A 13,644-nucleotide genomic window follows, 5' to 3' on the forward strand; every position below is an offset into this window, starting at 1 on the left:
GGCCGGCCGCGCCGGCGTGGCCGGCATGTCCGAGCCGGGCACCGGGATCAGCCCAGCACCGACGGTGGCGCTTCGCTGTCGGAGCCCCACGGGTCGTCGTCCTCCTGGAGCCACGTCGAGTGGTCCTCGCCCTCTCCCGCGCCGTGCCCGCCGGCGGCGCCCGGCATCATCCCTCCGCGCAAGCCGCCCGCGCCGCCGCGCGCCCCGGCACCCGCGCCGGCGCCGCGCACGCCGCCCTTGCCGGCGTTGGCCCCGGTGACCCCGCGGCCCGCGCCGCGGCCGGCACCCGCGCCGCCCATGCCCATGCCGGGCATCATGCCCATGCCGCCACCGATGCCGCCGCCGGCGCCACGGCCGAGACCGCCCGCGCCGAGACCGCCGGCACCCAGGCCGCCACCGCCGGGGCCGATGCCACCGGCGCCGAGACCGCCGCCGCCGAGGCCACCCGCGCCGGGGCCGGCGCCGGTGAGGCCGCCGCCCGCGCCGGCGAGGCCGCTGCCGGGCATGTCGTCAGGGTCGTAGCCGTCGCCGTAGCCGTCGCCGTAGCCGGGGTTGGTCAGGTTGGGGTCGGTCATGTTGCTCGACGGCGGGCCCGCCATGTCGTCCAGGCCGCCACCGCCGGGCAGGCCACCGCCGCCGGGCATCTTCCCGCCGCCGGGCAGGCCGCCACCGCCGCCGCCACCGGGACCCTTGAAGTCGTCGGTGGTGAAGCCGGGGTCGCGGGCCTGGCCGAACTCGACCGGGTTCGGGCCGGGGATGAGCGCCATCGTCTTGACGTGGTTGCCCGCCAGCTCGTGGTAGGCGTCCTTGGCCTTGTCGTCCTGGGAGGAGATCCAGTCCCGCAGCTTGTTGGAGGCCCAGTCCCAGGTGAAGAACTCACGCGCCTCGTCGAACCACTTGTTGCCGTACACCGGCAGCAAATACTGGTAGATCGCGTTCGGGCCCCAGGTGTCGGAGATCATGCCGCTGTCGATGTAGCCCTGCTTGGCCGCCATCACCTCGGCGATCATGTCGTCCGGGATCGGGATCTTCGCGATCGCCTTCTCCAGGTCACCGGCCGCCAGGTGCAGGTGGTGCGGCAGGCTGGTGTTGTCCTCACGGAGCGTCTGCAGGTTGCTGATCATCGAGGTCAGATGGCTACGGTACTGCTCACCGCCGGCACCCTTCCACGACTCCAGGTCCGCCTTGATCGCGGTGAGCACGCGCTCGACCTCGGAGAGGCGCGACAGCAGCACGCTCCACTCGTCCGCGGCCTGCTTGATGCGCGCCGGGCTGCCCGGGATGACGACCATCGCGATGACGTCCTCCCACGACGGGTCGGACTCGTTGGCGTACGAGTCGCCGAACCAGCCGGTGTCCTGGGACTTCGTCGGCTCCGTGTACTGCTTGTCGGTGTAGTCGTCGTAGCTTCCGGGGTTCGTCTCGTCGGCCATGGCCCTAGACCACCTCGGAGTTGTTGCCGGTGCCGGAGCCCGGCTGCTGACCGTCGAACGACGCCGGCGCCAGGGTCGTCGTGCCGTGCTGCGTGATCGTGTGCGGGTCCTGCGCCGCCGGGGCCGTCTCGTTGCGGTTGTCCACCGCCGCCTGGTCGATCGGCACGTACTTGCCCTCGTCGAGGAGCTTCTTGATGTCGGCCATGCCGGCCTGGTTGCGCTCCTCGGTGGTGCGGTAGTTCTGCGCGATCTTCTCCGTGGGGCCGATCATCTTGCCCAGGTGCTTGGCGAGCTCGTGCAGCGACTTGTTCACCGACTTGTACGCCCCGTCGGCCTTCGCCTGGATGCCGAACGCGCTGTAGAAGCCGCCGAAGGGGGTCGCCTGCCCGTTGAGCTTCATGTCGACGCTGTCCATGTCCAGCCCGGACATGTCCAGGTGATCACGGATGTTCGTCATCTGCCCGATGCACTCGGTCTCCACGTAGTTCTGGAGCGTCCTGAGCAACGCCGGCAGCTTCTCGATCTGCTCGACATTGACCTCGGAGTCCTTCGGCAGTGCGATTGGCTCCCCCATGGCGGCCTTCCTCTCGAACGTGCTGGCGGCACCGGCGCACGACCGGTGAAACGGGATCGGCGTGGCACCGGGGTGCCACGCCGATCCGACCAGATGCAGCGGTCGTGGCTACGAACTACCAGACCTGAGCGTTGTTCATCTCGGTCGTGATGTAGTTGGCCCGGGCGATGCCCACGGCCCCACCGATCTCGTTGAGCAGCGCGTTGATGTCCTTGACAGCGGCGTCCCACTTGGCCTGGTGCTGGTTGTAGGCCTCGCGGTCCTTACCGTCCCAGGTCATGTTCTGCAGCTTCATGCGCAGCGTGTCCAGCTCGGTGTCGATCGTCTTGGCAATGCCCTGGATGGTCTGCGAGGCAGTCTCCATCTGGGCGTAGTTAGTCTGGAAGTACGACATCGCTATCCCTCTCTGCTTCTCAGGCCGTCAGTAGTTGAGTGAGTTGCCGTACTTGTTCATCATCGCGGCCTGCTGCTCCTCGTTGGCCTGGTGCGTGTTGGCACCCTTGTCGAGGAGGTCCGCGATGTCGCTCAGGGCGGTGAGCAGCTTGACCGTGTCCTGGTCCCAGCGCGTCATCACCTGCGCGAAGCCAGAGGAGGCCTCACCCTTCCACGCGGCGACGAGATCATCGATCGCGCCCCGCAGTTCGGTCAGCTTGCCGTTGACGGTGCCGTGCGTCGCACGAACATCCTTCGCGGCAGCGTGCATGGTCGCTGCATCGACTCTCGTCGGCTGCGTCACGCCAATTCACCCCTTCTCAGTCCGTCCCGCGGGACAAGGCACTTGGAAAAGCCCCCGTACGGTGGCACCGCGGTCATCGACGATGGTGTCTCTCCTGCGACGGTATCGGAGTCCGGCAAGTTTGCGCAGCCCTGATCCGCCAACATCATGGCACAGGATCGATCCACGCGGTCTGGACGAGCTGCCTGCCGTCGCTTCTGCGCACGAGCGTACCGCGACCTGGCGGCTGCGGGCTGGGGCGTAGGTCACCGAACAGCGGGCCCTCCTCGCGGCTGCCGGACATCAGGAAGCCCGGCGCGTCCAGCTCCCGCAGACGCTGGATGACCGGCTCGTACAGGGCGCGCGAGGCGCCACCGACGCGGCGGGTCATGATGAGGTGCAGCCCGACGTCCCGCGCCTGCGGCAGCAGCTCCATGAGCTGGCTGATCGGGTTGTTGCCGGGCAGCGCGACCAGGTCGTAGTCGTCGACCAGGATGTACAGGTCCGGCCCCCGCCACCAGCTGCGGTTGCGCAGTTGCTCCGCGGTGACGTCGGGGCCCGGCAGCCGGTCGTTGATGGCGCCGCGGATGTTGGGCATCATCTCGCCGAGCGCCGAGTGCGACGGCGCGTAGTCCAGCAGGTACTCGCGGTCCACGACCCCGAGCAGGCCGCGGCGGAAGTCGGCGACGAACAGCCGGGCCTCGTGCGGCGTCTTCGTCTCGATGATGTTGCGCGCGATGAGGCGCAGCAACGCCGTCTTGCCCGACTCGGCGTCGCCGAGGATGAGCAGGTGCGGCTCGGCGGCGAAGTCGAGGTGCACCGGGGCCAGGTGGGTCTCGTTGATGCCGATCGGCACGCCGGGCTGCGCCGGGCGCTGCTCGACGAGCTTGACCAGCTCCGCCCGGGGCAGCAGCTTGGGCAGCAGCCGTACCGGCGGCGCGGGCTGGAACGGCCAGGCCTCCCGCACCTGGCGGACCAGGTCCGCGGCCCCCGCGGCCAGGTCTTCGACACCGTTGCCGCCCTCGATGCGCGGCAGCGCCGCCAGGAAGTGCAGCTTGTCGTGGGTGAGGCCGCGGCCCGGCGTGCGCTCGGGCACGTTCACCGCCGCGCGGCGGTCGATCTCGGACTCGGTCGGGTCGCCGAGACGCAGCTCGACCCGGGTGCCGAGCAGGTCACGCAGGTTGGTGCGGACCTCGCCCCAGCGGTTCGCGGCGATCACCACGTGGATGCCGAAGCCGAGCCCGCGGGCCGCGATGGACGTGATGCGGGGCTCCAGCTCCTCGTAGTGCTCCCGGATCGCGCTCCAGCCGTCGATGACCAGGAAGACGTCGCCGAACGGGTCGTCGGTGACCTCGCCGGTGCCGCGGGCCCGCCGGTACGTGGCGATCGAGTCGACGGCCAGCTCGGTGAAGCGCGCCTCCCGCTCGTCCAGCAGCGCCGTCACCTCGGCGACGGTGCGCCGCACCGCCTCGCCCTCCCGGCGGCCGGCGACCCCGCTGACGTGCGGCAGCCCGGCCAGGGAGCGCAGGGCGCCGCCGCCGAAGTCGAGGCAGAAGAACTGGACCTGCCACGGGCTGTGGGTCAACGCGAGCGAGCTGATCAGGGTGCGCAGCGCGGTGCTCTTGCCCGACTGCGGCCCGCCGACGAGGACCACGTTGCCGGCCGAGCCGTCGAGCTCGACGACGAGCGGGTCGCGGCGCTGCTCGAACGGCCGGTCGACCAGGCCGATCGGGGCGGACAGCCGGCCGGTGCCGGGCCAGCCGGTGGCGACGAGGCCGCGGCGCTCGTCCACGGTCAGCGCGCCGAGCAGCTCGCCGAGGGTGGCCGGCTCGCCCAGCGGCGGCAGCCACACCTGGTGCGCGGGCGCGCCGCGGCCGCGCAGCTTGCCCACGATGACGTCGAGCATCGTCTCGCCGCGACCGGACTCGGCCTCCGGCGTCTCCTCCGGCTCCTCCTGGGGCAGCACCGGCACCGGGATGTGCTCGGTGCCGTAGGGCACGATCTGCAGCCGTACCGTCGCCTGCGAGCGCGGCACCAGACCGGCCTGGCGGTAGGTGCCGGACACGTACGCGGCCCGGAAGCGGGTCATCGTCGTGGTGTCGGTCTTCAGGTAGCCGTGCCCGGGCGCGCTGGGCAGTTCGTAGGCGTCGGGGACGCCGAGGACCACGCGGCTCTCCACGGCGGAGAAGGTCCGCAGGCCCACCCGGTACGACAGGTGCGTGTCCAGGCCGCGCAGCCGGCCCTCCTCGAGGCGCTGGCTGGCCAGCAGCAGGTGCACGCCGAGCGAGCGGCCGAGCCGGCCGATCATCACGAACAGGTCGATGAACTCGGACTTCGCGGCGAGCAGCTCGCTGAACTCGTCACAGATGATGAGCAGGCTCGGCAGCGGCGCGAGCGGCTCGCCGGCCATCCGCGCCTTCTCGTACTCGAACCGTGACACGTAGTTGCCGGCGGCGCGCAGCAGCTCCTGCCGGCGGACCATCTCCCCGTTCAGGGCGGCCTGCATGCGGTCGACCAGCGGCAGCTCGTCGGACAGGTTGGTGATGACGGCGCTGGTGTGCGGCAGCACGTCCAGCGACGCGAACGTGGCGCCACCCTTGAAGTCGACGAGGACGAAGTTGAGCTCCTCCGACGAGTGCGTGATGGCCAGGGACACCACGATGGTGCGCAGCAGCTCGCTCTTGCCGGAGCCGGTCGCGCCGATGATGAGGCCGTGCGGGCCCATGCCGTCCTGCGCGGACTCCTTGAAGTCCAGGTCGACCGGCTGGCCGTCGGGGCCGACCCCGATCGGCACCCGCAGCTTCTCCCGGTTGGGCCGGGGCCGCCAGGTCAGCAGCGGGTCGACCGCGGCCGCGTCGCCGATGCCGAGCAGGTCCGGCAGCTCGATGCTGCGCGACAGCGGCTCCTCCGACGTCGTCTGCTGCGACAACCGGTACGGCGCGAGCTGCCGGGCGAGGCCTTCGGCGGTGATGACACTGACCCGGTCCGGCACGCCCAGCGGCGTGACCCGCTTGCCCTGGTCGGCGGCGATACTGGCGGCGGTCACCTGCAGTGACAGCAGCCAGCGCCCGGAGTCACGGGGCACCGTGCCGGACAGGTCGATGACGGTGGTGCCGTGCAGGCCGATGCCGAGCAGCTGGCAGGTCGGCGCGACCTCGCCGCCGTCGACGACGACGACCAGATGCGGCGCGGTGGTCAGCGGGCGCAGCTCCGGCGCGAACCGGGACCGGCTGTGCAGCTCGTCCTCGAGGACCTCCTCCAGGTCGGTCATCGAGTCGAACATGAGGCGCACCGCCCCGGCGGCGTCGGTCTGCCGGTCGTGCTGGGCGTGCGGCAGCCACTTGACCCACTCCCACTCCCCGCGCCGCTCCGGTGCGGCGACGACGGCGATCTTCACGTCGTCCGGGGAGTGCAGCGTGGCGAGCTGGCACAGCATCGAGCGGACCAGGTCGGTCACGACGGCCCGGTCACCGCGCGGCACGATCCGGCTGAACGAGCGCGCCGACACCGCGATCGGCAGGTCCGGCACCGTCTGCCGGGCGCGGATGAAGCGCCGCAGCGCGATCGCCGTCATCGGCTCCAGGTCCTCGACCGGCTTCGTCTCCGGCGGGATGATCGCCACCGCGAGCCGCTGCGCGCCGAGCGCGATACGGATCTGGCCGAAGTCGTCGTCGGTGGCGCGCCGCTCCCACCGGCGCTTCGACGCGGCGACCGACCACAGCACGTCCGGCGCCGGGTGCTGCCACAGCAGCGCCGCCCGCTGCTGCGCCGCGGCCCGCCGGGCCTGCCGGCGCACCTGGGCGAGGTAACGCATGTAGTCGCGGCGCTCCGCGTCCAGCTCGGCCTTCGAGTCACCGCCGCCGGCGTTCATCGAGCCGACCGCCATGCCGATCATCGAGATGCCGAACAGGCCGCCGACGATCCACATCATCGGCCCGGCGCCGCGGCCGCCGCCGGTGTACAGGAACGCCATCGCCCCCACGCCGCAGATCATCGGCAGGATCATCAGCAGCTGCCCGAAGCCCTTCGGCAGCCGCTCCGGAAGCTCCGGGGGCGACTCCAGCAGCAGCTCGCCGCGGGGCAGTTGAGGCCCTGGACGGCGGGGCGGCCGCCGGAAGACAACGGTGCTCACGTGCGTCCTCCTGTGCGTCGCGGCGCCTCGTGGTCCGCCCGAGGGCGTCCAGGATCGCCCGGAGGTTCGGGCGGGCTCCGCCCGGGGGTCGGGCGGAGGGACAGGCGGGGGCACCGCGTGATGGGGCCATCGTATGTAGTCTGCCCAGGACGTGATGCCCCGCGTCCGACGGGCGGGGCGGGTCCGGCACGACCGACGAAGGGATCCGTAACGTGGCCACTACGACCGGCGGCGGCATGAGCCGGGTGACGATCGTCGCACCGAAGACCCGGGTCGACCTCGCCCTGCCTTCGGACGTGCCACTCGCGGACCTGCTGCCCACCGTGCTGCGGTACGCCGGCGACGGCCTCGCCGACGACCCGGCCGGGCGCGACGGCTGGGTCCTGTCCCGCCTCGGCGGCGCGCCGCTGGCCATCGACCGATCGCCGATGCAGCTGGACGTCGAGGACGGCGAGATGCTGTACCTGCGACCCCGCGGCGACGAGTTCACCGAGCCCATCTTCGACGACGTCGTCGACGCCGTGGCCACCTCCACCCAGGAGCGGGCCGGCCGCTGGCGGCCCGCGTCGACCCGCCGCTTCGGCCTCACCGTCGGCGTCGCGACCCTCGCCGTCGGCGCGGTCATGGTGCTGTTCTCCGGCCCGCCGCAGCTGCCCGCCGGCATCGTCGGCCTCGGCGTCGCCGCGCTGCTGCTGGCCGCGGCCGCGGTCCTGTCGCGCGCCCTGCGCAACAGCCGCACCGGTGTCGTGTTCGGCGTGGTCGCGCTGGCGTACGCGGGCGTCGGCGGCCTCCTCGTGCTCGCCGGCGACCACAGCCTCACCGACCTCGACGCCGCGAACGTGCTCGTCGCCGGCACCGCCGTCCTGCTCGCCTCGGCGGTCGCCACCGTCGGCGTGGCCAGCGCCGTCGCCGTCTTCCTCGGCACCAGCATGACCGCGGTCGCGCTGTGCGCCGCCGCGCTGGTCTGCATGATCTGGGACGCGTCCCCGGCCGCCGCGGCCGCCGTCGTCGCCGCCCTGGCCTTCTCGACGCTGCCGTTGATGCCGATGCTGTCCTACCGTATGGCCGGCCTGCCGATCCCGTCGGTGCCGACGGACGCCGCGGACATCCGTACCGACACCGAGATGGTCTCCAGCCGGCAGGTCCTCGCCCTCAGCGAACGCGCCGACGAGATCCTCGCCGGCATGCTGGGCGCCCTCGCCGTCATCGGCGGCCTGGCCTCGCTGACCCTCGCCTGGGACGGCGGCGTGCCCGGCGCTTCGCTCGCCGCGGTGTTCGGCCTGGTCATGGTCGCCCGGGCGCGCTGGTTCATCAGCCGCCGGCAGCGCATCCCGTTGCTCGTGTCGGGCCTGGTCGCGCTGGGTGTCGTCGCGGTCGGTGCGTACGCCGCCGCCGACCAGGTGCTGCGCCTGGCGGTCGGGGTGACGGGGACCCTCGCGGTCGCGGCGGCGGTCATCGCCTACGCGGTGGTGGGCGCGGAGAAGCGACGCTCGCCGATGTGGGGGCGCGCCCTGGACATCTTCGAGACGATCCTGATCCTGGCGATCATCCCGCTCGCGTTCTGGGTCAGCGGCCTGTACGGCTGGATCCGCACCATCCGCGAAGGCTGACGCCGCCATCCATGGGACGGCGGTGACGAGGGGCACCGCCGCCGGGGCGACTCCGCGACCCGGCGGCTTGCGTCAGCCGCGGCGGCGCAGCAGGAGCCACCCGCCGAGCACGACCACCAGCAGCAGCACCACGCCCCCGGCGACCGCTGCCACGAGCACGAGGTCGACCCCGCCGGCCGGGCCACCGTCGTCGGCCGCCCCGGCGGTCGGTGACGCCGCCAGCAGCGGGTTGGACGGCACCGCGGGCACGTCGGTGGTGAGGGCCTTGACCAGGTTGAGCCGGCCGTAACCGTAGTCGGGGTCACGGCCGGGGGTGCCCGCGTCGTCGGCCGTGGCGATCAGGCGCTGGATGACGTCCTTCGCCGGCAGCTGCGGGTACTTCGCCCTGATCAGCGCCGCGGCGCCGGACACGACCGCGGTCGCGGCGCTGGTCCCGTCGGAGCTCGGGTAGTAGCCCACCACCCGGCCGCCGCCGGACGCGGAGATGACCGGGATGGCCACCCCGGGCGCGGTCAGCACGACCTCGGGGCCGCGGATCGCGCCGGCCCAGGCGTTGCCGTCGCGGTCGATCGCGGAGACGGCGACCACGCCCGGGAAGCGGGCCGGGGCCAGGACCCCGCTGCCGGACGGGAACTGCGAGGCGTTGCCGCTGCCGGCGACGACGACGGCGTCGTGGTCCAGGGCGTACCGGATCGCGTCCTCGGCGGTGCGCTCGATCACGGTGCCGCCGGTGGAGATATTGATCACTTTCGCCCCGTGGTCGACGGCCCAGCGGATGCCGTCGGCGATGTTGGTGGCGCCGATCGCGGTGCCGCTGGCGGAGATGCGCACCGGCAGGATCTTCGCCTTCGGCGCGATGCCGAGCAGGTGGTCGGCGCTGCCGCCCTTGGCGGCGATGATGCCGGCCATGGACGAGCCGTGGCCGTCGTTGTCGGTGCGGAACGAGCCGGGCTCGCCGACGAACGACGTGCCGTCCAGGACCTGACCGTCGAGGTCGGGGTGGGTGCCGACGCCGCTGTCCAGGACCGCGACGACGACACCGTCGCCGGCGGTGACCTTCTGGGCGGCGGCGACGTCGAGGGTCTTGAGGTACCACTGCCGGTCGCGCATCGTCTCGGCCCAGGCCGGCTGCGCGGCGAGCACCGGCGCGGCGGCGACGAGGACGGCGACGACGACCGCGGCCTTACGGACCGCACGCATCTACGACTCCAGTGCTGTCAGGGCGCCCCGCGAAGGGCCACCGGGAAGGCCCGCACGCGGGCCACCGAACCGGGCCGGGTCGCGGCACCGTCACTGCGGCCCGCCGAAGAGCTGCTGCTCGATCTGTGTCGTCGCCAGCCGCAGGTACCGCCACGTGCCCGCCTGATACACGACGAGCCCGTCGGGCGGAGTGGCCTGCAGCGTCGCGGCCTGCATCGCGTCGAGGCGCATGAGGGTCGCGGCGGCGGCCAGCTGCCGCTCCGTCAACCGGCGCAGGATCACGACGTCGGCCTCGAACAGCGACTGCGCCACGTACTCACCGAACCAGCCCGCGACGGTCAGCAGCGCCTGCCACGGGCCGAGCTCCGGCACGCTCAACGGGTGCCGCTCGGCCACGAACAGCACCGGCGTGGCGACCGTGCCCGGCACGTCGAGCGTCTGGTACGGCGGCGCGGCGCGGAACAGGTCGGGCCGGCCGGTGACGGACTCGCCGAACCCGTTCCACAGCGGCTCGTCGGGGGTGTGCACGACGACCCGCGCGCCGATGGCGAGGGCCCGCAGCATCAGCAGCCGCTCGACCCAGCCCCGGTCGATGAGCAGCACCCGGGTCGGCTGCGCCCGGAACAGCTGCAGGGTCACCGGGTTCTGGTGCTGGTCGAAGCCCAGGACGATCCCGCCGGGCTCGGTGCCGAGCGCGACGCCGCCGACGGTGCCCTGGTCACCGGTGAACTCCAGGCCCGCGCGCCGCCTCACGCCGTCACCTCCGCCGCGCTCCGGCGCCGACGCGAGCCCCGCCCTGAGCCCACGGCTCGCGTCCCTCCGCTGCACTCCGGTCCGCTCACGCCGTCACCTCCGCTGCGCTCCGGCGCCGACGCGAGCCCCGCCCTGAGCCCACGGCTCGCGTCCCTCCGCTGCGCTCCGGTCCGCTCACAGCGTCCCCCCGCCGGTCGGCGCCGACGCGTAGACGGCGAGCTGGTGCTGCCCGTGCATCGGCCGCAGCTTGATGCCGAGCGTCTTGGTGTACTCACGCACGGTGCCGATCGCGGCGGCGAGGCGGTCCGGCGGTGCCATGACCCGCACCACGGTGCGCAGCCCGACCTCGACACCGCGGCGGGCCGCGACCGCCGACACCACGAGCTGGCCGGCGGGGATGCTCATCAGCGACTGCACGGCCGCCGGGTCGAACGGCACCGGCCACTGCTCGACCTCGAACGCGACGTGCTGCCGGTTGCCGGCCTGCCAGCCCTGCCACCGCTCGCGGGCCGCGATCGGGGCGCCGGCGGGCAGGCCGTCCAGGCCGCATGCGGCGCGCACGGCGCCGGACAGCGCGGCGGAGTCCAGGATCTGGTAGGTGATGCCGGCGGTGTTGAGGGCCTTGCCGAGCCGGCCGGCCATCGCGGCCAGCGCGCGGTGCACGCCGTCGACGCCGCCGCCGCGGTCCGCCGCCGCCTCGATCGCGTCGGCGGCGTCGAGCCGGGCCGCGACCCAGGTCAGGTGCGCGGCGGGGCCGGTCTGCCGGCCGGTGGTCAGGGCGAGCAGCTCGCGGTAGGAGCTGGCGGCGGGGCTGTTGGGCGCCGGACCGGCGGCGGGCGCCGGGGTGCGCAGGCTCACCAGCTGCAGCGCCGACGGCTTCGCGGTGCCCTCGTCGAGCATCCGCAGCAGGCGGTCGAGGCGCAGCGCGGGCCGGCGGGTGCCGAGGACCTCGTCGGCGCCGCCGACGGCGATGGCGATGAACCAGCCGTCGCGGTCCTGGCCGATGCCGAGCTCGGCGCCGCGGTCGTCGTAGCCGTACACCTGGAAGGCGGGGGCGGGCAGCGCGGCCGGGCCGGCGTTGCGGCGGCGGCGCATCGCCGCGCGCAGGCCGAGCGCCTGATACGCCCAGCGGCCGCCGGAGCGGCTGAGGCCGGTGGCGAGCGCGCCCGCGGCGACGGCGGCGCCGACACCGATCGCGACGGGGCCGCCGGCGAACACGGCCGCGCCGACCGCGACGGCCGACACCTCGATCGCGACGAGCTGAGCGGTGCCGAACTCGCCGGGGCCGCCGGGGGCGGGACGCAGCCGGCGCACCGGGGCGGTGCGGTCCGGTGGGCGAGCGCCGGGAGCCGGGCCGGGACCGCCCGTCGCCGGTGGCCTGCCCTGTGCCGTTGCCGATGTCACCTGTTCCCGTGCTCCCTCCGCTGCGTTGCGCCCGCCGAGAGGTATCCGGTCCGAGCCGAGGCGCCCACAGTGTACGGGCGGGACCGTCCGCGCGCGGTCCTCGGTACCGCGGCCGGCAGCCCGACCGGTTACGATCGCCACTCGGTGAGGCGCCGCTGGACCGCGGCGCGCGGCACGGCGGCAGTCGGGGAGGCGCCAAGCATGGTCGCGCGATACGAACAGGTGCGGGCGTACCGGTTCGTCACGCGCCGGATCGTCTCGGCGATGCTCTCGGGCGAGCCGGAGAGCAACGAGCTGCCGGTGCGGCGGCTCGGGATGTCGTTGTTCGGCAGCCTGCTCGTCGGCATGATCGTCCTGGCCGTCGTCGGCGTCTACGGGTTCATCAACCCCTCCGGCGGCAAGCCCGCGGAGAACGACATCGTGATCGAGCGCGAGAGCGGCGCGCGGTACGTGTTCATCGACGGCCGCCTGCACCCCGTGCTGAACTTCGCCTCGGCCCGGCTGATCGTCGGCAACCCCAGCCCGAAGGTGCGCACGATGTCGCACAAGTCGCTGGTGAACGTGCCGGTCGGCCCGCCGGTGGGCATCCGCGACGCGCCGGACCCGCCGCCGCCGAAGAACGCGCTGCTCGGCCTGCCCTGGAACGTGTGCGGCGTGCGGGTCACCGGGGCCGGTGAGGCCGCGACGCAGCTCGTCATCGGCCGCACCCCGTCCGGTGGTGTGCCGCTGGGTGAGCAGGCGCTGCTGGTGTCGACCTCGGCCAACGGCGAGCTGCCCTCGTACCTGCTGTGGCACGACCACCGGTTGCGCATCGCGGACCGCACGACGCTGACCGCGCTGGAGCTCGCGTCGATCACGCCGATGCGGATCGACCCGGCGCTGCTGGACGCGGTCACCGCCGGTCCGGACCTCGCGGCGCCGCGGCTGCCCGGTGCGGGCCAGCCGAGCCCGAAGAAGGTCGCCGGCGCGAACGCCGAGGTCGGCGCCGTGTACCGGTCCGGCCAGCAGTACTACGTCGTGACCCGCACCGGCCTGGCCGCGATCGGGGCGGTGTCCGCGGCGCTGCTGCTGGCCAACGGCAAGCCCGCGGTGGAGATCTCCGCCACGCAGACCGCGCAGGTGCTCGACACCACGCCGGTGGAGCCGGAGGGCTTCCCGCAGGCGAAGCCGGCGATCCGGGCCGACACCGCTGACACGACCCTGTGCGCGCAGTTCGGCACGGCCGCCGCGGGCGGGCGGGGCACGCCGGCGCTGACGCTGTACGGGCCCGGCTCGGAGCAGCTGACGCTGGACCCGGACCGGTCCACGGTGCGCACCGCCACGACCGCCGACCAGGTCACGCTCGCCGAGGGGCACGGCGCGCTCGCGCAGGCGCTGCCGGGCGGGGACGGGCAGGCGACCGGCACCGTCTACCTCATCACCGACCAGGGGATCCGGTACCCGCTGCAGGACACCGGCGAGGTGAAGGCGCAGGCGGCGCTCGGGTACGAGGGCGTCACGCCGGTCGGGGTGCCCGCGAGCCTGCTCGCGCTGGTGCCGCGCGGCCCGACGCTGGACCCGGAGGTGGCCCGCAAGTTCGTGGCCCCGGCGGCCCCGGCACCGGCGAGCACGACGAAGACCCCGGCACCGGCGACCAGCACCGCCAAGCCGCCGTCCTCCGCGCCGCCCACGAGCAAGGCGCCGTCGAGCCCGGCGACGTCGCGGTCCGGCCGGCGGGCGGCGCAGGCCAGGCGCGGCGCGCGGCGATGGCGTCGATCGGATAGGGTCGATTTCACTGGTATCGACCCAGTAGCCTGACAGAGCGGCACCGAAGAAGAGGACCG

The 13,644-nt window shown here is 73.5% G+C and carries 10 protein-coding genes; 2 read left to right on the forward strand and 8 right to left on the reverse strand.

Going from position 1 to position 13,644, the window contains the following annotated elements; all coding sequences use genetic code 11:
* Nucleotides 1-47 precede the first annotated feature (47 nt).
* The 5 genes from OP18_RS53330 to OP18_RS31120 form a co-directional block, all read right to left on the reverse strand.
* A complete protein-coding gene (locus OP18_RS53330) occupies nt 48-1,433 on the reverse strand; it encodes an IFT57 family protein (RefSeq protein ID WP_052387605.1) in 1,386 nt (461 codons plus the stop codon).
* Between the two features lie 4 nt (nt 1,434-1,437).
* Nucleotides 1,438-2,007, reverse strand: coding sequence for a hypothetical protein (locus OP18_RS31105; protein WP_033362671.1), 570 nt, complete (start codon nt 2,005-2,007; stop codon nt 1,438-1,440).
* Nucleotides 2,008-2,122: 115 nt separating this feature from the next.
* Nucleotides 2,123-2,401 carry a WXG100 family type VII secretion target gene (locus OP18_RS31110; protein WP_033362672.1) on the reverse strand — a complete coding sequence of 93 codons (279 nt, stop codon included), beginning with the start codon at nt 2,399-2,401 and terminating at the stop codon, nt 2,123-2,125.
* 27 nt (nt 2,402-2,428) lie between these two features.
* Nucleotides 2,429-2,743 carry a WXG100 family type VII secretion target gene (locus OP18_RS31115; RefSeq protein ID WP_245635588.1) on the reverse strand — a complete coding sequence of 105 codons (315 nt, stop codon included), beginning with the start codon at nt 2,741-2,743 and terminating at the stop codon, nt 2,429-2,431.
* A 145-nt stretch (nt 2,744-2,888) separates the two neighbouring features.
* Nucleotides 2,889-6,854: a type VII secretion protein EccC gene (locus OP18_RS31120; RefSeq protein WP_033362674.1), complete on the reverse strand. Its 3,966-nt coding sequence runs from the start codon at nt 6,852-6,854 to the stop codon at nt 2,889-2,891.
* 212 nt (nt 6,855-7,066) lie between these two features.
* On the opposite strand from OP18_RS31120, the gene eccD reads away from it, so the two are divergent.
* A complete protein-coding gene (eccD, locus tag OP18_RS31125) occupies nt 7,067-8,464 on the forward strand; it encodes a type VII secretion integral membrane protein EccD (protein WP_033362675.1) in 1,398 nt (465 codons plus the stop codon).
* Between the two features lie 72 nt (nt 8,465-8,536).
* Here the strand turns inward: eccD and OP18_RS31130 are convergent, their stop codons facing one another.
* The 3 genes from OP18_RS31130 to OP18_RS31140 form a co-directional block, all read right to left on the reverse strand.
* Nucleotides 8,537-9,664 carry a S8 family serine peptidase gene (locus OP18_RS31130; RefSeq protein ID WP_033362705.1) on the reverse strand — a complete coding sequence of 376 codons (1,128 nt, stop codon included), beginning with the start codon at nt 9,662-9,664 and terminating at the stop codon, nt 8,537-8,539.
* A gap of 90 nt (nt 9,665-9,754) precedes the next feature.
* Nucleotides 9,755-10,417, reverse strand: coding sequence for a hypothetical protein (locus tag OP18_RS31135; RefSeq protein WP_033362676.1), 663 nt, complete (start codon nt 10,415-10,417; stop codon nt 9,755-9,757).
* Nucleotides 10,418-10,591: 174 nt separating this feature from the next.
* A complete protein-coding gene (locus tag OP18_RS31140) occupies nt 10,592-11,731 on the reverse strand; it encodes a type VII secretion protein EccE (RefSeq protein WP_033362677.1) in 1,140 nt (379 codons plus the stop codon).
* A 291-nt stretch (nt 11,732-12,022) separates the two neighbouring features.
* Here OP18_RS31140 and eccB point away from each other — a divergent pair, with 291 nt between their 5' ends.
* Nucleotides 12,023-13,618 (forward strand): type VII secretion protein EccB, encoded by a 1,596-nt coding sequence (gene eccB / locus OP18_RS31145; RefSeq protein WP_156089921.1) that lies wholly within the window; start codon nt 12,023-12,025, stop codon nt 13,616-13,618.
* Nucleotides 13,619-13,644: the final 26 nt, after the last annotated feature.

This window comes from Dactylosporangium aurantiacum, from assembly GCF_000716715.1.
GTDB lineage: Bacteria > Actinomycetota > Actinomycetes > Mycobacteriales > Micromonosporaceae > Dactylosporangium > Dactylosporangium aurantiacum.